General features: G+C 60.3%; 21 protein-coding genes. 10 read left to right on the plus strand and 11 right to left on the minus strand.

Annotation, left to right across the window (positions count from 1 at the left end):
* Positions 1-7 precede the first annotated feature (7 nt).
* From ACQZ60_RS18435 to ACQZ60_RS18455, 5 genes are read left to right on the plus strand one after another with little or no spacing between them, the layout of a single operon-like run.
* Positions 8-988 (plus strand): carbohydrate ABC transporter permease, encoded by a 981-nt coding sequence (locus tag ACQZ60_RS18435; protein WP_448735836.1) that lies wholly within the window; start codon positions 8-10, stop codon positions 986-988.
* Complete coding sequence (locus ACQZ60_RS18440; protein ID WP_020811483.1) at positions 985-1,818, plus strand: carbohydrate ABC transporter permease; 834 nt, start codon at positions 985-987, stop codon at positions 1,816-1,818. Before ACQZ60_RS18435 ends, ACQZ60_RS18440 begins: the two co-directional genes overlap by 4 nt.
* Positions 1,819-1,828: 10 nt before the next feature.
* Complete coding sequence (locus ACQZ60_RS18445; protein ID WP_269829547.1) at positions 1,829-2,857, plus strand: ABC transporter ATP-binding protein; 1,029 nt, start codon at positions 1,829-1,831, stop codon at positions 2,855-2,857.
* Between the two features lie 57 nt (positions 2,858-2,914).
* On the plus strand, positions 2,915-3,700 hold the full coding sequence (locus ACQZ60_RS18450; RefSeq protein WP_046801358.1) for a ThuA domain-containing protein: 786 nt from the start codon (positions 2,915-2,917) through the stop codon (positions 3,698-3,700).
* A 6-nt stretch (positions 3,701-3,706) separates the two neighbouring features.
* The gene (locus tag ACQZ60_RS18455) at positions 3,707-4,756 is read left to right on the plus strand and encodes a Gfo/Idh/MocA family protein (protein ID WP_059758561.1); all 1,050 of its coding nucleotides are present in this window, start codon (positions 3,707-3,709) and stop codon (positions 4,754-4,756) included.
* A 243-nt stretch (positions 4,757-4,999) separates the two neighbouring features.
* On the opposite strand, the gene queE is transcribed toward ACQZ60_RS18455, so the two are convergent.
* From queE to queC, 3 genes are read right to left on the minus strand one after another with little or no spacing between them, the layout of a single operon-like run.
* Positions 5,000-5,755 (minus strand): 7-carboxy-7-deazaguanine synthase QueE, encoded by a 756-nt coding sequence (gene queE, locus ACQZ60_RS18460; RefSeq protein WP_020811478.1) that lies wholly within the window; start codon positions 5,753-5,755, stop codon positions 5,000-5,002.
* A complete protein-coding gene (gene queD, locus ACQZ60_RS18465) occupies positions 5,752-6,108 on the minus strand; it encodes a 6-carboxytetrahydropterin synthase QueD (RefSeq protein ID WP_020811477.1) in 357 nt (118 codons plus the stop codon). The genes queE and queD overlap by 4 nt, the downstream gene beginning before the upstream one ends.
* Positions 6,108-6,818: a 7-cyano-7-deazaguanine synthase QueC gene (queC, locus tag ACQZ60_RS18470; protein ID WP_448735837.1), complete on the minus strand. Its 711-nt coding sequence runs from the start codon at positions 6,816-6,818 to the stop codon at positions 6,108-6,110. Before queC ends, queD begins: the two co-directional genes overlap by 1 nt.
* Positions 6,819-7,172: 354 nt before the next feature.
* Here queC and ACQZ60_RS18475 point away from each other — a divergent pair, with 354 nt between their 5' ends.
* Positions 7,173-7,343, plus strand: a complete 171-nt coding sequence (locus ACQZ60_RS18475; RefSeq protein WP_020811473.1) for a hypothetical protein — start codon at positions 7,173-7,175, stop codon at positions 7,341-7,343.
* A gap of 96 nt (positions 7,344-7,439) precedes the next feature.
* On the opposite strand, the gene ACQZ60_RS18480 is transcribed toward ACQZ60_RS18475, so the two are convergent.
* The 6 genes from ACQZ60_RS18480 to ACQZ60_RS18505 all read right to left on the minus strand — a co-directional run bounded on the left by ACQZ60_RS18480 (position 7,440) and on the right by ACQZ60_RS18505 (position 13,727).
* Positions 7,440-8,573, minus strand: a complete 1,134-nt coding sequence (locus tag ACQZ60_RS18480) for a Gfo/Idh/MocA family protein (RefSeq protein WP_448735838.1) — start codon at positions 8,571-8,573, stop codon at positions 7,440-7,442.
* A 24-nt stretch (positions 8,574-8,597) separates the two neighbouring features.
* Entirely contained in the window at positions 8,598-9,362 is a 765-nt protein-coding gene (locus ACQZ60_RS18485; RefSeq protein ID WP_065656302.1) for a sugar phosphate isomerase/epimerase family protein, read from the minus strand.
* Between the two features lie 58 nt (positions 9,363-9,420).
* Positions 9,421-10,509: an ABC transporter ATP-binding protein gene (locus ACQZ60_RS18490; protein WP_448735839.1), complete on the minus strand. Its 1,089-nt coding sequence runs from the start codon at positions 10,507-10,509 to the stop codon at positions 9,421-9,423.
* A gap of 5 nt (positions 10,510-10,514) precedes the next feature.
* Positions 10,515-11,456 carry a carbohydrate ABC transporter permease gene (locus tag ACQZ60_RS18495; protein WP_078052523.1) on the minus strand — a complete coding sequence of 314 codons (942 nt, stop codon included), beginning with the start codon at positions 11,454-11,456 and terminating at the stop codon, positions 10,515-10,517.
* The gene (locus ACQZ60_RS18500) at positions 11,449-12,351 is read right to left on the minus strand and encodes a carbohydrate ABC transporter permease (RefSeq protein WP_020811468.1); all 903 of its coding nucleotides are present in this window, start codon (positions 12,349-12,351) and stop codon (positions 11,449-11,451) included. Before ACQZ60_RS18500 ends, ACQZ60_RS18495 begins: the two co-directional genes overlap by 8 nt.
* Positions 12,352-12,494: 143 nt before the next feature.
* Positions 12,495-13,727, minus strand: a complete 1,233-nt coding sequence (locus tag ACQZ60_RS18505) for an ABC transporter substrate-binding protein (RefSeq protein ID WP_448735840.1) — start codon at positions 13,725-13,727, stop codon at positions 12,495-12,497.
* A 221-nt stretch (positions 13,728-13,948) separates the two neighbouring features.
* On the opposite strand from ACQZ60_RS18505, the gene ACQZ60_RS18510 reads away from it, so the two are divergent.
* Positions 13,949-14,671, plus strand: coding sequence for a CPBP family intramembrane glutamic endopeptidase (locus tag ACQZ60_RS18510; RefSeq protein WP_448735841.1), 723 nt, complete (start codon positions 13,949-13,951; stop codon positions 14,669-14,671).
* A gap of 66 nt (positions 14,672-14,737) precedes the next feature.
* Here ACQZ60_RS18510 and ACQZ60_RS18515 read toward each other — a convergent pair whose 3' ends face one another.
* Both ACQZ60_RS18515 and ACQZ60_RS18520 read right to left on the minus strand, forming a co-directional pair.
* The gene (locus tag ACQZ60_RS18515) at positions 14,738-16,168 is read right to left on the minus strand and encodes a mannose-1-phosphate guanylyltransferase/mannose-6-phosphate isomerase (protein WP_035261862.1); all 1,431 of its coding nucleotides are present in this window, start codon (positions 16,166-16,168) and stop codon (positions 14,738-14,740) included.
* A 283-nt stretch (positions 16,169-16,451) separates the two neighbouring features.
* The gene (locus tag ACQZ60_RS18520; protein ID WP_020813294.1) at positions 16,452-18,881 is read right to left on the minus strand and encodes a glucose/quinate/shikimate family membrane-bound PQQ-dependent dehydrogenase; all 2,430 of its coding nucleotides are present in this window, start codon (positions 18,879-18,881) and stop codon (positions 16,452-16,454) included.
* A 325-nt stretch (positions 18,882-19,206) separates the two neighbouring features.
* Here ACQZ60_RS18520 and ACQZ60_RS18525 point away from each other — a divergent pair, with 325 nt between their 5' ends.
* The 3 genes from ACQZ60_RS18525 (at position 19,207) to ACQZ60_RS18535 (ending at position 23,875) form a co-directional block, all read left to right on the plus strand.
* Positions 19,207-20,181, plus strand: coding sequence for a LysR family transcriptional regulator (locus ACQZ60_RS18525; protein ID WP_031234529.1), 975 nt, complete (start codon positions 19,207-19,209; stop codon positions 20,179-20,181).
* A 159-nt stretch (positions 20,182-20,340) separates the two neighbouring features.
* Entirely contained in the window at positions 20,341-22,629 is a 2,289-nt protein-coding gene (locus ACQZ60_RS18530; RefSeq protein WP_020813293.1) for an NADP-dependent malic enzyme, read from the plus strand.
* A gap of 409 nt (positions 22,630-23,038) precedes the next feature.
* Positions 23,039-23,875 carry a transporter substrate-binding domain-containing protein gene (locus tag ACQZ60_RS18535; RefSeq protein WP_003524556.1) on the plus strand — a complete coding sequence of 279 codons (837 nt, stop codon included), beginning with the start codon at positions 23,039-23,041 and terminating at the stop codon, positions 23,873-23,875.
* Positions 23,876-23,900: the final 25 nt, after the last annotated feature.

Genomic DNA, 23,900 nt, shown 5'->3' on the forward strand with positions numbered 1-23,900 from the left:
TATCCCCATGAACGACATTGCCCTTCAAAGACCGGTCGCGGCATCCGACGCCGGCACCGGCTCCGACCTGCAGTCGGAACGACTGAAATCCGCCTGGCTGTTTCTTGCCCCCACATTTCTGGTGCTGGCGCTGGTGGCGGGCTGGCCACTGGTGCGCACCGTGTGGTTCAGCCTCACCGACGCCTCGCTCACCAATCTCGACGGGGCGCAGTTCGTCGGCCTCAAGAACTACCTCACCTGGATCACGCTCAGCAGCGGCCGCACCATCTATCGCGGCCTGCTTGCCGATCCCGCATGGTGGGGCGCGGTTCTCAACACGCTCAAATTCACCATCCTTTCCGTCAGCTTCGAAACCGTGCTCGGCCTCATCGTCGCGCTGGTGCTGAATGCCGAATTCAAGGGACGTGGCCTCGTGCGTGCCGCAATCCTCGTGCCCTGGGCCATTCCCACCATCGTCTCGGCGCAGATGTGGGCGTGGATGCTGAACGACCAGTTCGGCATATTGAACGACCTGTTCCTCAATCTCGGGCTGATCTCCAGCAAGATCGCCTGGACGGCCAATCCCGAGACCGCGATGATCGCCGTGCTGATCGTCGATATCTGGAAGACCACGCCTTTCATGGCGCTGCTCATTCTCGCCGGCCTGCAAATGGTGCCGAAGGACATGTATGAGGCGGCAAAGGTGGATGGCATTCATCCCGTCAAGGTGTTCTTCCGCGTCACGTTGCCGATGATCCGCCCGGCCCTCATGGTCGCCGTCATCTTTCGCATGCTGGATGCGATGCGCGTCTTCGACCTCATCTATATCCTGACGCCCAACAACGCCCAGACCCGCACCATGTCGGTGCTGGCGCGCGAGAACCTGTTCGATTTCGACAAGTTCTCCTACGGTGCTGCAGCCTCCACCATGCTGTTCCTCATCATCGCCTCGATCACCGTCATCTACATGTGGCTCGGGCGCGTCAACACCGATGGAGCCGCGCGATGACCCTGCCAAGCATCCTGAAAACCACCGCTTTTTATGCGCTGGTCGCCGTCATCATGGTGATTTCGGTATTCCCGTTCTATTATGCGATCCTGACGAGCCTGAAATCCGGCTCGGCGCTGTTCCAGGTCAATTATTGGCCGCGTGACTTCTCGCTGACCAATTACAGCTTCGTCATCGGCAACGGCACTTTCCTGCGCAATCTCGGCAATTCGCTGTTCGTTGCATCTTCCGTCGTCATATTGTCGCTGTTCCTTGCGGTCACGGCGTCCTATGCTCTCGCCCGCGTCCGCTTCCGGGGTCGTGCGCTGCTTCTGCTCACCATCCTGTCGGTTTCGATGTTCCCGCAGATCGCCGTTCTCGCCGGCCTGTTCGAACTGATCCGCTGGGCGGGCATCTTCAACACGCCGCTCGCGCTGATCTTTTCCTACATGATCTTCACCCTGCCCTTCACGGTCTGGGTGCTGACAACCTTCATGCGCGACCTGCCGATAGAGATCGAGGAAGCGGCTATCGTCGATGGTGCAACGCCGTGGGTCATCATCACCCAGGTGTTCATGCCGTTGATGTGGCCGGCGCTCGTCACCACAGGGCTTCTCGCCTTCATCGCGGCCTGGAACGAGTTCCTCTTCGCGCTCACCTTCACCTCATCGAACGAACAGCGCACGGTGCCTGTCGCCATCGCGCTCCTGTCGGGCGGCTCGCAGTTCGAAATCCCCTGGGGAACGATCATGGCCGCGTCCGTCATCGTCACCGCCCCGCTCGTCGTCCTCGTTCTGATCTTCCAGCGACGCATCATCTCCGGCCTCACCGCCGGCGGCGTCAAAGGCTAGGAGAAACCAAATGACCACCATTCAACTGCGCGATCTTCGCAAATCCTTCGGCGCCTTCGATGTCATCAAGGGCATCGACATGGACATCCGCTCCGGCGAATTCATGGTCTTCGTCGGCCCCTCGGGCTGCGGCAAGTCCACGCTTTTGCGCCTCATCTGCGGGCTGGAGGAAATTACCAGTGGCACGCTCTCCTTCGACAGCGAGACGGTGAACCGCCTGCCGCCCGCCAAGCGTGGCGTCGCCATGGTCTTCCAGTCCTATGCGCTTTATCCGCATATGACCGTGTTCGAGAACATGGCCTTCGGCATGAAACTGTCAGGCGCGGACAAGGAACAGCGCAGGAAGCGCGTGGAAGCGGCGGCCGAGATGCTGCAGCTCACGCCCTATCTGGAGCGCTTGCCGAAGCAGCTTTCCGGCGGCCAGCGCCAGCGTGTCGCCATCGGCCGCGCCATCGTGCGCGATCCGAAGGTCTTCCTCTTCGACGAGCCGCTCTCCAACCTCGATGCGGCATTGCGCGTCGCCACGCGTCTCGAAATCGCCAAGCTGCATCGCTCGATGCATGACACGACGATGATCTACGTCACCCACGACCAGGTGGAGGCGATGACACTCGCCGACCGTATCTGCGTCTTGCGTGACGGCCGTGTCGAGCAGATCGGCACGCCGCTGGAGCTTTACGAAAGCCCGGTCAACACCTTCGTCGCCGGCTTCATCGGCTCGCCGAAGATGAACTTCCTCACCGGTAAATATGCGGAGGCCGAAGGGGCGAAAACCATCGGCATCCGCCCCGAACACATCGCCATCGCCACCGATGGCAGCGGCTGGAGCGGCGAGATCGTGCATTCGGAAATGCTGGGATCGGACAGCTATATCTATGTCGAGATCGGCGCGGGTGAACCCGTCGTCGTTCGTGAAGAGGGCGTGACCGGCCGCACGGCCGGTGAACGCATCGCCATCGCGCCGGATGCAACGCAGATACATCGTTTCGACGCCGAGGGCCGGGCGCTTGCCCGCAACCCTGCCCGGGGTGCCGCCTGAACATTCAACTTTCGCCGGGCTCACCCAAGGTCCCGGCTTTCACCGAGGAGCATGACAATGACCATCAACACCGTTGTATGGGGCGAAAATATCCACGAACACATCAATGAGACGGTGCGTTCGATCTATCCGAACGGCATGCACAACACCATTGCCGACGCGCTGAACCAGAATCCTGAGATCAACGCCACCACCGCCACGCTGCAGGAGCCGGAACACGGGCTTTCGCAGGAGCGCCTCGACAAGACCGACGTTCTCGTCTGGTGGGGCCACAAGGACCATGGTGCGGTTCAGGATGAAATCGTCGAGCGTGTCGCCAAGCGCGTCTGGGAAGGCATGGGCCTTATCGTCCTGCATTCCGGCCACTTCTCCAAGCCGTTCAAGCGCCTGATGGGCACGCCCTGCGCGCTGAAATGGCGTGAGGCGGGCGAACGCGAGCGCCTGTGGACCATCAATCCGCGCCACCCGATCGCCGCCGGCCTGCCGGAACATTTCGAGCTGGAAAACGAGGAAATGTATGGTGAGCAGTTTTCCGTGCCGGAGCCGCTGGAAACCGTCTTCATCTCCTGGTTCCAGGGCGGCGAGGTCTTCCGTTCCGGTCTCACCTGGCGCCGTGGTGCAGGCAATATCTTCTATTTCCGCCCCGGCCACGAGACCTATCCGACCTATCACGACGCCAATGTCCAGAAGGTCATCAGCAACTCGGTGAAATGGGCCTATAATCCCGTTGGCGCACTGAAAAGCATTCACGACGCCCCCAATGTTCCCGTCGACAAGGCTCTGGAGCCTATCGAAGAACGCGGCCCCAAGCTGCACAAAGCTGGCGAAGCAGGTTACAGGTAAATAGCCATGAGACTTCTCATTCTCGGAACCGGCGGCATGGCCAACAACCATGCCACATATTTCTCTGAAATCCCCGGCGTCGAACTCGTCGCGGCGGTGGATGTGGACGATGTGGTGGTGCGGGGCTTTGCGCTGCGCCACAACATTCCGCTCTCCTTCACCTCGCTGGATGACGCGATTGCCTGGGGTGAATTCGATGCGGCGGCCAATGTCACGCCGGATGCGATCCACCATCCCACCAGCCTGAAGCTGCTTGCGGCCGGCAAGCACGTCTTCTGCGAAAAGCCGCTGGCGGAAAACTACGCCAAAGCCGCCGAAATGGCCGATGCCGCCGAAAAGGCCGGCCTCGTCGCCATGGTCAACCTCACCTATCGCAATGTCGCACCCTTGCAGGCGGCGCGCGAGATGGTGCTGGCAGGCGAGATCGGCAAGGTGCGGCATCTCGAAGCCTCCTATCTCCAGAGCTGGCTCGTTTCCAAGGCCTGGGGCGACTGGATGACGGAGAGCAAGTGGCTGTGGCGGCTCTCCACCAAGCATGGTTCGAACGGTGTGCTGGGCGATGTCGGCATCCACATTCTCGATTTCGCCTCCTATGGCGCGGGCAGCGATGTGGAGCGCATCTTCACGCGGCTGAAGACCTTCGACAAATATGAAGGCAATAAAATTGGCGTCTACGACCTCGATGCCAATGACAGCTTCACCATGACCGCCGAGCTTGAAAACGGCGCCATGGGCGTCATCCATGCCAGCCGCTGGGCGACGGGGCATCTGAACGAACTTCGCCTGCGCATCCATGGCGACAAGGGCGCATTGGAAGTGATCCACACGCCGGATTATTCCAGCCTGCGCGCCTGCATCGGCGAGGATGTGGAAAAGGCGATCTGGAAGACCATCGATGTCGACCCGGTGCCGACGAATTACGAAAAATTCGCCAGATCCGTCATGGAAGGCGGCCCCGCCGATCCGGATTTCCGTCATGCGGCCAATCTGCAGAAGGTGCTCGATCTATCGATCATTGCGGATCGGGAACGGCGCGAGCTGGCCGTTTCGGCCTGATGTGAAAGACAATATGCGGCACGACGTTGCCGCGTATTCTTCTCCCCGAGGGGGAGAAGGTGGCCCGAAGGGTCGGATGAGGGGGCAAGCTCTCCGAATATCGCTGACGTTGCCCCCTCATCCCGCTGCCGCGACCTTCTCCCCGGCGGGGAGAAGAAGCAAGTGGCACCCGCTCGCTCAATCCGCTATGCGCTTTCTCAAAGACGTGGACTACGACGTGGAATTTTAATCCTTCCGCACAATCTACACCCCCCGCTTATTCCCCCACAACAGCACATGCAGCTGCGGCAGCACCCGGGCGGAAAACCAGCGATCTTCGCTCACCTTCTCCACCAGCCACAACATCCGGTCCATCACCCCATCGATATCCACACGTGCATCGTCGTCATCGGGCGGCGGCGGGGTATGGTTGCCGGTCTGGAGATAGACCGGCAGATGCGGGAAACGCGCGGATGCCGCCTTGGCATAGGCATAATCCGCATCGTCGAACACCACGATCTTCAGCGCCACCTGCGGTCCGTCGCCGGCGGCGGCAAGACAATCTTCGAAGGCCCGCCAGTCCGTTTCCATGCCGCTCGATGGCGGCTTGGGGCTCAGCACCAGATGGTCGAGAGCAGCAAACCAGTCTTTGGCGATGCTGCCCTGCGTTTCCAGCGCGAAGCGATACCCCTCGCCCTGCCCCTTCGCGATCAAGGCCCCGAGCGGCTGGATGGCCGGGTTGCCGCCTGAAAGCGAGACCGTCAGCGGCACGCCGCCGGAAAGCCGCCGCACCTCCTGCCAGATCGCCTCGACCGGCATCGGCTTCCACGTGTCGCGGTACTCGCTGTCAACGGCATGCAGCGTATCGCACCAGGAGCAGCGGTAATCGCAGCCGCCAGTGCGCACGAAAACGGTCGGCAGACCGATCAGCACGCCTTCGCCCTGAATGGTCGGACCGAAGATTTCGCTGATGCGGATCGTGGTTTCCTTCGCTGCAATCTTGTGTGCAGCCGCCGTCATGGCCGGTATTCCGCCCAGGTCTTGGCGGTTTCGCTGACGCGCACGGCGCTCGTTTCCGGCAGGCGATCCTTGCACCAGTCATAAAAATGCTTCGCCAGGCATTCCGCCGTCACCCGGTCATGGCCGAGAACGTCGTTCAGGTGGCGGTGGTCGAAATGATCGTCGATATAGCGCTTCAGCGGTGCAAGTTCGTGATAGTCGCGCACGAAACCGTGCTCGTTCAGCGCTTCGCCTGCCAGCTCGATCTCAACAATGTAATTATGCCCGTGGAGGCGATTGCACTGATGATCCGACGGCAGGCTTTTCAGCTGGTGCGAGGCGGAGAAGTGAAATTCCTTGGTGATGCGGAACATCAGCTCACCTCCTGCGCCGCATAGGCATGGGTGGCCGCCACCCAGAAATCCGGGTCCTCATAGTCGGTCGGATCGGTGACACCAGCCAGATGAAAGGCCTCACGCCGTTCCACGCAGGTGCCGCAGCGGCCGCAGTGGCGCAAGCCGCCCTTGTAACAGGACCATGTTTCGCCAAACGGCGTGCCGTATTTCACACCGTCGGTCACGATCGCCGCCTTGGAAACGGTGACATAGGGAGCAAAGAGCTTGACGTTCGCATAACCTTCAAGCGCATGCGCCTGCATCGCGTTGAAGCTGTCGATGAAGCCCGCCCGGCAATCGGGGTAGATGAAGTGATCGCCGCCATGCACGGCAATCGCCACGGCATCCGCCTGCTGCGCGGCGGCCAACCCGAAAGCGATGGTGAGCATGATGGCGTTGCGGTTCGGCACCACGGTGGAGCGCATGGTCTCTTCCGCATAGTGCCCATCCGGCACCTCCACGTCATCGGTCAGCGCCGAACCGGTGAGATGGGCACCGATGGTTCTGATATCGATGACATGATGCGGCACGCCGAGACGCCGCGCGCAATCGGCCGCGTATTCCAGTTCCTTCCTGTGGCGCTGGCCATAATCGAAGGAGACGAGAGCGAGAAGTTCGTGTTCCGCCGCGATTTTATGCGCAAGCGAAACGGAGTCCAGTCCGCCGGAGCAGATGACGATGGTTTTCATAATTTGGGATCCCTTGTTTTGACCGGGTGGGCTGCGACCGGATTACGGGGAGCGGCTTTAAACCAAACCGACGGGCTTGTGAAGGGCCTTGCGGAAATCGCGCAAAGCCGCGCCATCACGAAAATGCCCCGCGGCAGCAACAAGACGAAACAAACGGGACATATGCGGGAAACCGGCACGATCTAGAACGATGCGAAATCTGCTGTTCTTGAAGGGTCTTGCCAATGGTGGCGGCTGATACATTTATGTTTTCGCTGAGCAACCTCAGCTCTCTCGGCACCGGCCTGCTGATGGCGATGGCGGGCATGCTTTATGTCACGCTCACCATTCGCGGGCTGATTGCCGCTCTGCGCCATGGATAGAGCACTCGAGCCGAAACGTCACCGGTTCAGGCGCAATCTCACAACCGGCCTCCTCGTCGCTTCTGCAGCGCTCGTCACCGCCACCGGCATAGCTTCGTTCGTGTTCCTGATCTGGATGGTCAGGACCGTTGCGCGCTGGCTGGGTCTTTTTGTCGGCCTATGAAAATCTGATGAACACGCGACGCTCGCCACTACATGGCTGAGCGGAAAAGGCCCGGCGAACTGGCAGTGCGCCGGGCCTTTTTTAAACTCGACAGGCTCAGCGCAATAGCGCCTGCGCCTCCTCGATCCCGAGTGCAGCCGGCTGGGTGCAGGTCGTCGTCATTTCGATGAAACGGCCCTCTTCCCCGGATTTGAGGATCGAGGTCATCACATCGATACCGTGCAGGGAGCGATCCAGCGAGCAACGGGCATCACGCCCCTCCAGAATCGCAATCGCCATATCGGCAAGGCCCGCCGTGCGGTAATTGGCGCGCGGGCCATTGGGGCTTTCCTGATTGGCAATGCCGAAAGGATGCGCCCAGTCTTCCAGCGGCTGGATATTCTTGTCGCGACCGCTCGCTTCCACCACGCCGCCGAAGAAGTTCGGGTCCGGCACATAGATCGAGCCTTCCGTGCCGTAAAGCTCCATATTGGCGTGGCGATGCGACCAGACATCCCAGCTCGCCGAAAGCGTGATCGTCGCACCGTTCACGAATTCCAGCAGGGCATGGATATTGGTCGGCGTTTCGACCGGGATGATTTCGCCGTTCAGCGGCTGGCTGGTCACCGTACGGGTCGGATTTGCCATCGAGGTCAGTGCGCCGACGCGCTTCACCGGACCGATGAGGTTGATGAGATTGGCGACGTAATAGGGACCAAGATCGAGAATCGGCCCGCCGCCCTTCAGGAAGAAGAAGCCCGGATTGGGGTGCCACATCTCCATGCCGGGGCTCATCACATGGCAGGTGCCGGAGGTGATGCGCCCGACCTTGCCGTCATCGATATATTGCCGGGCAAGCTGATGCGCGCCGCCGAGGAAGGTATCCGGCGCGCAGCCGACGGAGAGGTTCTTCTCCCGGGCGATGCGCCGCAGCTCCTCGCCTTCCTCCAGCGAAAGCACCAGCGGCTTTTCCGAATAGACGTGCTTGCCCGCCTCGAGGGCGGCTTTCGACACCGGAAAATGTGCGGCGGGAATGGTGAGGTTCACCACCACATCGATATCCTTGTTGGCGAGCAGATCCTCGATGGACTGCGCGACAACACCGAATTCTTCCGCCCTCAGCTCCGCCGCATTGCGGTTGAGGTCAGCGCAGGCAAGCACCTTGATGCCCTTGAAGAGCGGTGCCAGCGAAAAATATGCAGACGAGATATTGCCGCATCCGATGATGCCGACGCCAAGATCCCTGGCCATGATGCAAACTCCGAAAATTGAAACTTAGTAGGTTTTGAAAGATGCGATCGAGCGGGTGATCAGCCGGTCGATATCCTTGGGATTGTCGTGCTCGACCACGAAATGTTTCGTGGCGGATTTCGCCTTCAGCGCCGCGACGAGGCCCTTCCAGTCCACGGTCCCATGGCCAACATCGGCCCAGCCATCCTCATCCGCATTCTCGCCTGCTGGTGCGATATCCTTCACATGTACCGCAGTAATGCGCTTGCCGTAGCTTTCGATCCAGGCGAGCGGATCGGCATTGCCGCGAATGATCCAGGCGATATCCGCCTCCCATTTCAAATCCGGGCCACCGGCAAAAATCTGCTCCTGCGGCGTCGAGCCATCGCCAAGCGTCTTGAACTCGAAATCGTGGTTATGCCAGCCGAAGACCAGCCCAGCATCGACGAAAGGCTTGCCAGCCTCCTGCAGGCGCTTGCCGAAAGCGAACCAGCCTGCGGCATCTGTCGGGCGCTGATCAGGCATCAGATAAGGGCAATAGATCGCCTCAACACCCAGAACTTTCGCGATGTTCAGGGCCTTTTTCGGATCGCCTTCCAGAAGGTCGAGGCCGAAATGACCGGTCGGCATGGCAAGGCCATTGGCGTCGAGTTCGGCGCGCAGGCCTTTCAAACCGGCGTCATCCAGCGAAGCGTACATCGCGCCATAACCTTCGACATGTTTATAACCCGCCGCCGAAAGCTTCTTCAGAATATTGGAAAAAGGCTGGAAATTACGGGCGCTGTAAAGCTGGAAACCGAGTTCTGTCATTGTCTCCTCCATAGAGATCTGGGTCTTGGGATTGTGTGGGGGGTAAATCGAAGCTGTTCTAGAGCCGGTCCTCGCTTTGCGCGTCGAACAGTGAGGCCATCGTCATGTCGAGGCCGAGGCGTACCTTGGTGCCCGGCGAAAACCGCCTGTGCCCACCGACGCGCACGGACATGGTATGCCCGGCATGTTTCAGCCAGATCAGATTGTCGGCACCCATCGGCTCCTCGATATCGACAATCGCCTCATGCACTTCGCCGCCAACGATATCGGCATCGACGCGCACATGTTCGGGGCGAACGCCCAGAACCACCGCACGGCCCGCGGCGAGCGGCGTTTCCGCATAATAGCCATCCAGCGCAAAAGTAACGCCATTGGTGGTGAAGACCACCTTGCCGTCCTTTTCGATCAACTCGCCGCGCAGGAAATTCATCGACGGCGAGCCGATGAAACCGGCAACGAAGAGGTTTCGCGGCTTGTTGTAGATGGTGACGGGATCGGCCAACTGCTGGATGACGCCGCTTTTCATGATGGCGATGCGGTCCGCCAGCGTCAGCGCCTCGATCTGGTCATGCGTCACATAGATCATGGTATTCTTCAGCGACTGGTGCAGCCGCTTGATTTCGACGCGCAGTTCCGAGCGCAGCTTAGCGTCGAGGTTGGAGAGCGGCTCGTCGAACAGGAACACATCCACATCCCGCACCAGCGCCCGGCCGATTGCGACGCGCTGGCGCTGGCCGCCGGAAAGCTCGGCGGGCTTGCGTTTCAGCAGCGGCTCGATCTGCAGGATACCGGCCGCCCTTTTGACGCGCCGCTCGATTTCCTCTTTCGGTACCTTGGCGACCTGTAGGCCGAAGGACAGGTTCTTCTCCACCGTCATCTGCGGATAAAGCGCATAGGACTGGAACACCATGCCAATGCCTCGGTCTTTCGGCTCCTCCCAGGTGACGTTGCGGTCCTTGATGAAGATTTGTCCGTCGGTCGGCTCCAGAAGGCCGGCAATGCAATTGAGAAGGGTCGACTTGCCGCAGCCGGAAGAGCCGAGCAGCACGAGGAATTCGCCGTCGTAAATATCGAGATTGAGGTCTTTCAGCACGGTAACGGCACCGAAGGACAGGGAAAGATCGCGAATGGAAACGCTTTTGTTCATATAGCTCAACCTTTTACTGCGCCGGCAGCAATGCCGCGGACGAAAAGCCTGCCGGAGACGAAATAGACGATCAGCGGCACGGCCCCGGTCAGAAGCGTGGCGGCCATGTTGACGTTGTATTCCTTCACGCCCTGCACGGAGTTGACGATGTTATTGAGCTGCACGGTCATCGGGTAATATTCCGGCCGCGTGAACACCACGCCGAACAGGAAGTCGTTCCAGATGCCAGTCACCTGCAGGATCATCGCGACAACGAAGATCGGCAGCGACATGGGCAGCATGATGCGGAAATAGATCTGCCAGAAATTAGCGCCATCGATGCGCGCCGCCTTGAACAGTTCCTCCGGCAGCGAGGCGAAGTAATTACGGAACAGCAGCGTCAGGATCGGCATGCCGAAGATGGTGTGCACGATGACGAGGCCGGTCAGCGTGCCATAAACGCCCATTTCGCGCAGCACGATGACGATCGGATAGATCATCACCTGATAGGGAATGAAGGCGCCGATGATGAGGATCGAGAAGAACAGTTCCGATCCCTTGAACTTCCAGTTGGCCATGGCGTAGCCGCTGACGGAAGCGACGACGATCGAGATCACCACCGAAGGCACGAGGATGCGCACCGAATTCCAGAAGCCGCGTGAAAGCCCATCACAGTTCAGGCCCGTGCAGGCATTGGCCCAGGCCTTCACCCACGGCTCGAAGGTGATTTCCACCGGCGGCGCGAAGATATTGCCAAGCCGGATTTCCGGCATGCCCTTCAGCGAGGTGACGACCATCACGTAAAGCGGCAGCAGGTAATAGGCGGCGGCCACAAACAGCGTGCCGTAAAGAATGATGTTGCGGCGGGAAAAGGTTTTCCTCGGCTTCCTGCCGCGCGGGCCGGAAAGGTCCTGGGCAACCGCATCGCTGGCGGCGACAACCGTGTTCAATGTGCTGATATTAGCCACGCTTCTTGCCTCCGAATTCGAGGTAGGCCCATGGAATGACGATGATCGCGACCGTCAGAAGCATCATGGTCGAGGCGGCGAAGCCCTGTCCCAGGTTCTGCGCCTGGAACATGTAGTCATAGACATATTTCGCCGGCACTTCGGACGCGATGCCCGGCCCGCCGCTGGTCTGCGCCACCACCAGATCGTAAACCTTAACGATGCCGCTGGCGATGATGACCAGCGTGGTGATGAAGACCGGCCGCATCATGGGAATGATGATGAGGATATAGGTCTTCCACATCGGAATGCCGTCAACACGCGTCGCCTTCCAGATGTCCTCGTCAATGCCGCGAAGACCGGCCAGCATCAGGCACATGACGAGCCCCGTGCCCTGCCAGAGCGCCGCGATCAGGATGCCATAAATGACGATCTGGGAATTATAGAGCGGATCGAAGGTGAAACTTTCCCAGCCCATCGAGCGAACCACGGACTGGATGCCGAATTCCGGGTTCAGCAGCCATTGCCAGACGAGGCCTGTGACAATGAAGGACAGGGCGAAAGGATAGAGGAAAATGGTGCGGAAGGTGTTTTCGAAACGGATTTTCTGATCCATCAGCGCCGCCAGCACGAAGCCGATGACGAGGCTGAAGATCAGCGACAGCACGCCGTAGATCGCCAGATTCTGGATGGACACGATCCAGCGTGGTGCTGCCCACAAACGCTCATATTGATCGAAACCGATGAAGCTCGCGCGCGGCAAAAGCTTTGAATTGGTGAAGGAATAAACCACCGTCCAGATCGTTCCGCCGAGGAAGATCACCATGGCGGTCAGTATCATGGGAATGGAGGCAATCTTGGAATTGAGATTGCGGAAAAGCTGGTTGGGGCGCCCCGAGCGCGCTTGACCTGCCATGTTACCTCCTCCTGTAACGTTACAGTCAACAGTCAGGCAAAAGCCTCACCGCATGAAACCCCTGCCCGTGCTGATGATTGTTGCACAGGCAGGACGCTGGAAAGGAAAGCGGCGAACCGCTTTCCCACCCGGAGAGATAAAACTCAGTCCGCCGAACCGATAATGTCCGCGAAGCGCTTCTGCCCGTCTTCCGCCGACATCGAGCCCGCGAAGAATTCGGCCATCAGGTCTTCCTTCTGTTTCTGCGTATCGGCAGAAATCAGCTGGTCGGTGCTGGTCAGCGCATTGCCCTTGGCCAGAATTTCCAGCCCCTTCTTCATGCAGTCATTGGCGGCGTTGAGATCGACGTCGCCACGGATCGGCAACGAACCCTTCTTGAGGTTGAAAGCAACCTGGGTTTTCGGATCGACGATGGTTTGCGCCAGCACATCCTGCGCCTTGGATTTCGCCTCATCCTTCAGGAGCGGAAAATAGAAAGCGTCGCCGCCGGTGGTGATATAATCGTTGAGGCCGAGACCCGGCAGGCAGGTGTAATCCGTGCCGGCCTTCTGGTTTGCAAGCTGGAATTCACCCTGCGCCCAGTCACCCATGATCTGGCCGCCGGCCTTGCCGGTGATGACCATATTGGTGGCCTGGTTCCAGTCCTGAACATTGGTGCCCTTGGCCATGTCGCGCGCCTCGACGGCAGCCGCGAAAATCTTCGCCATCTCAGGCCCGGCTGCCGCCTCGGCATCCTTGTCGCCATAGACTTTCTGATAAAGGTCCTTGCCCCCGATCGAAAGCGTCAGCGTGTCGAACAGGCCGTTGGCCTGCCATGCCTGTCCGCCCAGCGCGAGCGGCTGGATGCCGGCCTTTTTCAGCGCCGGCGCGGCGGCAACGAATTCCGTCCAGTTCTTCGGAACTTCGACGCCCGCCTTCTTGAAGGCTTCATTGGAAAGCCACAGCCATTGCCAGGAATGGATATTGACCGGCGCGCAGTAAATCTTGCCGTCGATGGTGCAGCTGTCGAGCAGGCTTGCCGGCTTGATGACGCCTTTCCAGTTGCCCTTTGCGGCAACATCGGACAGGTCGCGCATCAGGCCTGCCTGGACAAGCTCTTCCGCCTGCCGGCCGTGGTTGAACTGGGTCGCGCCCATAGGGTCGCCTCCGGTGATGCGGCTGATCATGATCGGACGGGCCGTGCCACCCGAACCGGCAATCGCGCCATCCACCCACTTGTTGCCGGTGGCGTCGAAAGCCTTGGCCAATTCGGCGACCGCGGCGGCTTCGCCGCCCGATGTCCACCAATGGGTCACCTCAAGATCGGTGGCCCCGGCGATACCCGCCGGAATCATGACGCTGGCCAAAAAGGCCGCAGAAATAACACGCATTCGCATGAGTCTCCTCCCTCACTGAAACGTTGCAGTTGGAACGTATGCGAAGATTTTTGATTAGGCAACCGCCTAAAATACGAATCTCACAGCGCCCTCAGGAGGCATTTCGAACGATTGGAAAATGCGCCGGATAAGCTTGCGACACAGGGGATTGCACTGCGTAATCCACACGCAATGCCAGTCGCTTATAAAACTTCGCAGCGAGGAAAACAGGTGAAGAGACCATGAAGCGCTGGCATATTCTTTTGGTCATCGGACTGGCCGGCGTCGCATCGCTTTTATTGGCGACATTTGAGCAGCTTGTACCGGGACAGCAACTTTCATTCGGAATGCGCCTGCTGATCCTCATCCAGCCGGCAATGCTGACCATTGCGGCGGTTGCAACCGGTCAGGCTCTGGCCGCAAAACTCGGACTTGGCGCGCCCTTGGTCGACAGCTTGCTGACGGGCGGCAACCCGCGAGCGGTTCTCCGAACACACGTGCCGCCCGCGCTGGCGGTGGGCATTGCCGTCGGCCTGCTGATGATCGCCTATTCATCGGCGATCCTGCCAGCGGTCGCGGATGCGGCCGCCGTGGCAAAAATGACCGCTTTTAATGTCCCGCTGGCGACCCGGATTCTCTATGGCGGGATTACGGAAGAGCTATTGACCCGATGGGGCCTGATGTCGTTTTTCGCCTGGGCGCTCTGGCGCATGACAGGAAAAGGACAGATTCGACCGGTGATTTTGTGGGCTGCCATTATTATGGCGGCGGCACTCTTCGCCGCTGGTCATCTGCCGTTTCTGTTTGCGATTGTCGCTCTGCCGCAAGCGGCGCTGATCCTTGCGGTCCTGCTCACCAATTTCATTCCCGGCCTGCTGTTCGGATGGCTGTTCTGGCGTCGTGGGCTGGAGGCGGCGATGCTTTCCCATGCCCTTGCCCATTGCGTGAACGCGCTGATCGCCTGAGCCGAAAAGGCGAGCCGAACAACTATCCGCCTCACCTTCTCCAAACCTTAAGCGCTGGCGGCAATTCTATTGCCTTTTATAATCGTCCTCGATGCGGATGACATCGTCCTCGCCGATATAGGCTCCGGTCTGGATTTCGACCAGTTCGAGCGGAATCTGCCCCTCATTGGCCAGACGGTGCGGCTGGCCGATCGGGATATAGACCGACTGGTTCTCCGTCAGCAACTTCGTCTCCTCGCCGATCGTCACCGTCGCCGTGCCCTTGACGACGATCCAGTGTTCCGAGCGGTGATAATGTTTCTGGAACGAGATGCGGTGGCCGGGATCGACCGTGATATGGCCCACCCGGTAACGCTCGTCCACATACATGTGCTCGATATAACCCCAGGGGCGATAGACGCGCTTGTGGCTTTGCGTCTGCGGTGCGTGTTCGCCGTCCTTCAGCGTCTCCACCAGACCCTTCACATCCTGCACCCGGTTTTTCGGCACCACCAGAACAGCATCCTTGGTGGCGACCACCACCATGTCTTTGGCACCCACCACCGTCGTCAGCAATTGCGTCGAATGGATGAGGCAGCCTTCGGAATCGATGAAGACGCCGTTGCCTTCCAGCGCATTGTCGTTGCCGCGCTTGTCGGCAATTTCCCAGATCGCATCCCAGCTGCCGATATCCGACCAGCGGAAATGGCCGTGCACCACCGCCATGCGTTTGGTCTTCTCGATCACCGCATAGTCGATGGAGTTTTTCGGGGAAGCCTCGAAGCTTGCCTGATGCAGGCGCACGAAACCGAGGTCGCTTTCATATTGCTCGACCGCCTGCGTCACCGCCGCAAGAATCTCCGGGGCGAAGGCCTTCAGTTCGGCGATCATCACATCGGAGCGGAACAGGAAGTTGCCGGAATTCCAGAGATAACCTTTTTCCAGATAGGAGATCGCCGTCTTCATATCCGGCTTTTCCACGAAGGCGTCGACGATGCTGAGGTCTTTTTCGCCATCGATCGCATCACCCGGCTTGATATAACCGTAGGAGGTGCGCGGTTCGGTCGGCACCAGGCCGAAGACGACGATATTGCCCTGATCGGCGGCTTTTGCACCGAGTTTCACGGCGTCGGAGAACTTGTCGGCATCGAGCACCACATGGTCGGCGGCAAGCGCCAGCACCAGGCATCCGGGCTCGCGGCGCTCGGCCAGCACGGCGGCGGCGGCCATGGCGGCGGCGCTGTCGCGGCGGGCGGGCTCCAGCACCACGGTTGCCGGCAGATCGATCTCTTCGGCCTGACGGCGGGCGAAGAAACGGAAATCCTCATTGGTGATGACGAGCGGCTCGGCATAAAGCCCCTTGTCGCCCACTCGCTGCAGCGTCTGCTGATAGGTCGAAAGATTGCCGACCAGCGGCTGAAACTGCTTGGGCAACTGATCGCGCGATACCGGCCAAAGCCGCGAACCAGCACCGCCGGCCAGAAGAACCGGCGTGATCTTTCGAGAGTGTTCCTTCACAACAAAACCTTTCCAACTCTAAAAATTTCCCGGCGCGCCGGACAATATACATATTTCGAAATACCGCCATCATCGGTTCACGGGCGGATAAGCGCAAGCTCATAAATTCGCCTTGTGAAAGCTTGGTGAACGGCGGGGAGTATTTGCCGGCAGGCCCGTTTTCCTAACGCAAGGGGGAGTGCGAGGTTCCGCACGGAATGGCCGCTCCGCCGGTCAAGGGCAAAGAAAAAGCCCCGGGGGATCATGCCCCGGGGCTCCTTTTCAAAACGATGAACCGTCCAGATCAATCCGGCAGCGCATAGGCGATCACATAATCGCCGCGATCAGGCGACTGGCGTGCGCCGCCAGCCGAGATGACCACATATTGCTTGCCGGTCTTCGGAGACTTGTAGCTCATCGGGCCGCCCTGGCTGCCGACCGGAAGGCGGGCCTTCCAGACTTCCTTGCCGGTCGCCGTATCGAAGGCGCGCAGATAATAATCCTGCGTGCCGGCAATGAAGACGAGACCGCCCTGTGTGGCAAGCGTGCCGCCGAGCGTCGGCATACCGATCGGGATGGGCAGACCCATCTTGATGCCGAGCGGACCCGTATCTTCAACGGTGCCAACAGGCACCTGCCACTTGATTTTCTGGGTATTCATGTCGATGGCCGTCATCGTGCCATAGGGCGGAGCCTGGCAGGGAATGCCGAGAGCCGAAAGGAAACGGTTCTTGTCGACGGCATAGGGCGTGCCCTTCATCGGCACGAGGCCCATGCCGGTATTGACGCTTTCGCCGCCGCTTGCCGTCGCCTTGCTGGGCGCGGCTTCCTTCATCTGAATCCAGAGGCCGAGGCGCATGTCATTGACGAAAATGGTGTTCGTCGTCGGGTCCGTCGAAAGACCGCCCCAGTTCATGCCGCCGAGCGAGCCCGGAAACGACAGGGAGAGGTCCGTACCCGGCGCCGTATAAAGCCCTTCGTAGCGCATGCCCTTGAAGGCGATACGGCAAAGAAGCTGGTCAAATGGGGTAGCACCCCACATGTCCGCTTCCGTCAGTGTCTGCGCGCCGATCTCGGGCATGCCGACCGAGCGCGGCTGTGTGGGCGCATAGGGCTCGTTCGGAATATTGGCAGGCTTGACGGGAACCTCTTCCACCTTGGTCAGCGGCTGGCCGGTCGCCCGGTCGAGGACATAGATCTGCGCCGCCTTGGTGCCGAAAACCAGTGCCGGAACAGTCGTTCCATCCGCTTTCGGGAAATCGATGAAGCTTGGCTGCATCGGCACGTCGAAATCCCAGAGGTCGTTATGAACCGTCTGGTAGACCCACTTTTCCCGACCGGTGGTGGCATCGAGCGCCAGCATCGAAGCACCATATTTATGGTCGAGCGGCGTGCGCGTCGCGCCGTACAAATCCACCGAAGGGCTGCCGACCGGCATGAAGACGGTGTTCAGCTCCGGATCGTAGGACATGGATGCCCAAACGTTGGGTGTGGAGCGCGTGTAGGTCTGCCCTTCGGGCGGCAGTCCGGTGATCTCCGGGTTGCCGGGGTCGAAGGCCCAACGGAGCGCGCCGGTCACCACATCGAAACCGCGCATCACGCCGCCGGGCATGTCCACCTGCACGTTGTCGGCGATACGGCCGCCGACAACGACGGTCGTTCCCGCCAGCGTTGGTGCGGAGGTCAGAACATATTGCGGGTCCGGCGCGTTTCCGAGGCCGATCTTCAGATCGACGCGGCCATTGGTGCCAAAATCCGGGCAGAATGCGCCGGTATCTGCATCGAGCGCGATCAATTCGGCATTGATGGTGTTCATCAGAATGCGGCGCTGGCAAAGCGCGCCTTCAGCCACCACCGCCGGCGTGACAGGTGTTGTGCCCGGCGCAGTCGGCTGCTTCAGCGGCGCCTTGGCATCGAAATAGGCAAGGCCGCGGCAACGCATCCAGACGGAGGATTTCGCGTTGATTTCCGTCTTCCACTTCTCGGCGCCGGTATCGGCATCGAGGGCGATGACATTATTGTGCGGCGTGCAAAGGAACACGGTGTCGCCAACCTGCAGCGGCGTTTCCTGATCTTCCGCACCATTCGCGCCGGGGCTGATCGGGGTATCGCCGGTATGATAGGTCCAGGCGACTTCAAGGTTCCTGACATTGTCCCGCGTGATCTCGTCAAGCGCGACAAAGCGGCTGCCGCCGGATGTATTGCCGTAATGCTCCCAGTTCTTCTGCTCCGTTTCCGGGGTTACAGGTGTCAGCGCGGCCGCCTCGCCATTGAAGGCGACGGTCGGATGCGGCACGAACATGCCGACAAAACCGGCACCGGAAGCGATGGCGAGAATGGCGGCGATGGCGAAAGAAGAGCCATATGCCGGGGCCTTGCCTGCCGCGCGGCGCAAGAGCGGATAGGAGAGCGCAACGACCGTGGCCCCGACACCCATCGCCAGAAGACGGGAAATGAGCGGCCAGAAGTGCAGCCCGGCTTCCCACACCGCCCAGACGCCGGTGAGAACGAAGACAAGGCCGAAGAGAAGCGCGCCGGCAGGCTTGCGCAACAGGATGAGCAGGCCGGAGACGATCAGCGCGATACCCGCCGCGATGAAATAAACGCTGCCGCCGAGGGCCACGAGCTGGCCGCCGCCAATGGCAAAGAACAGGCCTGCGGCGATGATGACCGCGCCGAGCACCAACAGCCATAATCTGGCTGGGAGCGATAATGAAGTTGCTGGATTACCCATGAAACAATGTCCGTTTGGAAGAGCCGCCCATAAGGCTGACGCCCGATGATCGTTCAGTGTCCGGCAAAACCCGGACAGTCCGCCGCCACTGCGGCCAGACGAAGTTGCGCCAGTGGCGGCGCGGCTGAACGGGGAACAATGGTGGGGAAGATTTCCGTCGTGACTGTCATTTTGACCCATTCACTGCAGGTAACCGCCGGCCCTATGGACGGCGGACAAGGTGCTTGAACAAATCCTCCCCGGTTCGCATCGCCAAATCCCGCATAAGCGGCAAAGACGACCGGAACACTGGCTGCGGTATAACGTCGCCTGCGACAAGATGACAATGCGCAAGATGGGCAATTTTGATAAGCTGTACTTATACCACATCAAGCCCCTCAACACAAAGACCTGTCCGCCGATGGATATTCGCCAGCTCACAATATTCGTGGAAGCCGCAAGGGCCAGGAACTTTCGCGCCGCCGCCCTGCAGCTCGGCATCGCTCAGCCCGCCGTGACCCAGCGTATCCGGCAGCTGGAGGAAAATCTGGGCTTCAAACTCTTTCACCGCATCAATCGCGGTGTCGAACTCACCCCGGCCGGTCAGTCCATGCTGATCGAGGCGGAAGAAATCCTCGCCCGCACCAAAGGCGCGCTGGAAAAGGCGCAGCAGATCAGGCGCGGCCAGCTCGGCACGCTGCGCATCGGTTACGGCACCAGTGTCATGGCGGAGCGCAAACTTCCGGCGCTGATCACCCGTTACGGCGATGAGCACAGGGATGTGACGCTGGAACTGTTGCCCGGCATGACGATGGAACAGCTGATCGAGCAGGTGGCGACGCGCAAGACCGACGTCGCCTTCATCCGCGCTCCTCTCCCCTCGCTACCGCAGACCCTGCGGGCCATGCCCTTCGATCGCTCGAGGCTTTGCGTCGCCCTGCCGGAACGTCACGCACTCGCCGGTCGCTCCCGGATTTCGGTCAACGATATCGTGCGGGAAAAACTGCTGCTGCCGGTTGACGAGATCGGCCTTGGCCTCAGCAGCAGCGCGCTTTCGCTTTTCGAGGATGCCGGCTGCGCACCGGAAATCGGCATGCGCATCGCCAACGTCAATACGATCCTCGCGCTCGTGGAGGCCGGCGCGGGCATTTCCATCCTGCCGGAAACCACGGTGCGCTCCGCAAGAGGCATTGTCGGCGTGCCGCTGGAGAGCGCCGATGCATGGTCCGATTGTGTGCTGGTCGTCAGGCGCGGCGCCCTCGCCCTGCATGTCGAAGCCTTCGTGAACATGGCCCGACAGGCCTATCGGCCAAGCCTCTGATGCGAACCAGGGGAATTAATCGATTGAATCGGCCGCAAATTTCATCACGCTTAAATTTGCTGCACTGAACAACATTCAAGGCTTGGCAGGCGCGCGAAAAATACAATAACAACGGCGGATATTTTTACACTGTTATCGACACGAAAGCACGCTCAGCCCATGTCCGACACGACGAAACCCGCCAGCACCAGAACATCGGTTACGGATCAGGAAGCCCTGGATTTCCACGCGGAAGGCCGACCGGGGAAACTGGAAATTACCCCGACCAAACCGATGGCGACGCAGCGGGACCTGTCGCTCGCCTATTCGCCGGGCGTGGCCGTGCCGGTGAAAGCCATCGCCGAAAATCCGGCGACCGCTTACGACTATACCACGCGCGGCAACATGGTTGCGGTCATCTCCAACGGCACCGCCATCCTCGGTCTCGGCAATCTCGGCGCGCTCGCCTCCAAGCCGGTCATGGAAGGCAAATCCGTTCTCTTCAAGCGGTTCGCCGATGTCGATTCCATCGATCTCGAGGTCGACACCGAAGACGCCGATGAGTTCATCAATTGCGTGCGTTACCTTGGCCCCTCCTTCGGCGGCATCAATCTGGAAGACATCAAGGCGCCGGAATGTTTCATCATCGAAAGCCGCCTGCGCGAGCTGATGGACATTCCCGTATTCCATGACGATCAGCATGGCACCGCCATCATCGCCGCCGCCGGCCTCATCAACGCCATCGAACTGACGGGCCGCGACTTCAAGACCACCAAGCTGGTCTGCAATGGCGCGGGTGCGGCGGCAATCGCCTGCATGGATCTCATCAAGGCCATGGGTTTCAACCCAGAAAACATCACGCTCTGCGATACCAAGGGCGTGATCTATCAGGGCCGTACCGAAGGCATGAACCAGTGGAAATCCGCGCACGCGGTGAAAACCAACAACCGCACGCTGGCGGAAGCCATGAAGGGCGCGGATGTGGTGTTCGGCCTCTCCCAGAAGGGCGCCTTCAGCGAAGAGATGATCCGCTCCATGGCGCCGAAGCCGATTATCTTCGCCATGGCCAATCCGGACCCGGAAATTACGCCGGAAGAAGTGTCGCGCATTCGCGACGACGCCATCATGGCGACCGGGCGTTCGGACTACCCGAACCAGGTCAACAATGTCCTCGGCTTCCCCTACATCTTCCGCGGCGCGCTCGATGTCCGTGCCAGCCAGATCAACGATGCGATGAAGATCGCGGCGGCACAGGCGCTCGCCGATCTTGCCCGCGAGGATGTGCCTGACGATGTGGCCGCCGCCTATCAGGGCAACCGCCCGCGCTTCGGATCGCAATATATCATTCCGGTTCCCTTTGATCCGCGCCTGATCTCGGCCATTCCGGTGGCCGTGGCGAAAGCCGCCATCGAAACCGGCGTCGCCCGCCGCGAACTGCCCGACCTCGACGCCTATGCCCGCGAGCTTTCCGCCCGCCGCGACCCGATGGCCTCAACCACGCAGCGCCTTTACGAGCGGGTGCGCCGCTCGCCGAAGCGGGTCGTTTTTGCAGAAGCCGAAGAAGAACAGGTCATGCGTGCGGCGATTTCCTTCACCGCGCAGGGCCTCGGCACCGCCATCCTGCTCGGCCGTGACGATATCATCAAGGCCAATGCGGAACGCGCGGGCATCGATCTCGACCGCGCCAACATCGAGATCACCAACGCCCGCCTTTCCAGCCGCGTCGATGCCTATGTCGATTATCTCTATGCGCGTCTGCAGCGCGGCGGTTTCCTGCTGCGCGACGTGCAGCGTCTGGTCCACAACGACCGCAACCATTTCGCCGCCTGCATGGTGGCGATGGGCGATGCGGATGCCGTGGTCACCGGCGTTACCCGCAACTACTCCACGGCGCTGGAGGATATCCGCCGCTGCATCAACACCAAGCCCGGCCATCGCGTCATCGGCGTATCGCTGGTGGTCTCACGCAACCGCACCGTCTTCGTTGCCGATACCGCCGTGCATGACATGCCGAATGCGGAAGACCTGGCCGATATCGCCGAAGAAGCAGCCCACCTCGCCCGCCGTTTCGGTTACGAGCCGCGCGTTGCCATGCTCGCCTATTCCACCTTCGGCCAGCCGACCGGCGAACGCTCCGACAAGGTGCGCGAGGCGGTGAAAATCCTCGACAGGCGCAACGTCAATTTCGAGGTCGACGGCGAAATGTCGGCCGATGTGGCGCTGAACCATCACCGCATGCAGAGCCAGTATCCTTTCGCCCGGCTTTCCGGCCCGGCCAATGTGCTGGTCATGCCCGCCATCCATTCCGCTTCCATCTCCACCAAGATGCTGCAGGAACTGGGCGGCGCAACCGTCATCGGCCCGCTTCTCGTCGGCCTCGACAAATCGGTACAGATCACCTCGATGGGGGCGAAGGACAGCGACATCGTCAATATGGCGGCAATCGCGGCCTATAACGCCGGACGGTGACGGCAGGGGCGGAACGTTTGCGGCACGTTTCTTCTCCCCGCCGGGGAGAAGGTGGCCCGAAGGGTCGGATGAGGGGGCGACGTTAGCGATAAACCGAGAGCTTGCCCCCTCATCCCGCTGCCGCGGACTTCTCCCCGGCGGGGAGAAGAAACAAGCGGCATTCGCTCGCTCTCCCTGTGGCCATTTGGCCCACACACGGCGTCTTGATTATCCTCCCGCCCTCACGGCCAGACATAAAATAGCGGAAGCAAAGAACAAGATTCTACGATCTCAAATTATTAGGATAATTTTTCCCTCCAAAAGATTTATTGGAACCGGATTTTATTCATACTATTTTTCACGCAATGCCAATTCTCGCTCTTGGCGGGTGCCTCATGTAGTTTCCACCTACAATCAAAAGGAAATACCCATGGCCCTCTCTTTCTCCAAATTTGCCGCAAAACTCATTGCCGGAACCGTTGTCATCGCTTCGATGGCCACCGCCGCTCACGCGGATGCAACGCTCGACCGGATCAAGGGTCGCGGCAAGCTCACCGTCGGTGTCATCCTCTCCGGCGCGCCTTTCGGCTTTATCGATCCGAAGACGCAGGAGCAGAAGGGTCTCAACATCGATGTCGCGAAGGCGCTGGCCGCCGGCCTCGGTGTCGAGCTGGTCACCGAAACCGTGACCCCGCCGAACCGCGTGCAGTTCCTGCAGCAGGGCAAGGTCGATATTCTGATCGCCAACATGCAGTACACGGAAGAGCGCGCCAAAACGCTCGATTACGTACCGACCCCCTATGACCGCCAGGGTGGCGCCGCCATCGGCCGCAAGGACAGTGGCATCAAGGACTGGCCGGACCTGAAGGGCAAGATCGCCTGCGTTTCGCAAGGCTCGAACTACACCCAGCCGCTGATCGAGCAATATGGCGCGCAGGTAAAGGCGCTGCCGAGCCAGCCGGAATCGCTGCTGGCGCTCAAGGGCGGCAATTGCGACGTCTCCGTTCACGTCAACGGTACGCTCAGCCTGATGCTTCAGGACCGCGCCGATGAGTGGAAGGATTACGGCATCCTCATCCCCACCGACTTGATCCCGTCTGATTCCGTGATCTGGCTGCGCAAGGGCGAAAGCGACACGCAGGCCGCTCTCGACAAGATCGTCAAGGAATTGCACGCCTCCGGCAAGATGCTCGAATTCGCCAAGGCCAACCGTCTGCCGAGCATCGGCTATATGGAAGAGCAGCAGAAGAAGCTTTCGGCGCAATAAGACAGGCGCAGGGTCTCTCCGTTCC

The sequence above is a fragment of the Agrobacterium sp. 22-223-1 genome (genome assembly GCF_053522385.1).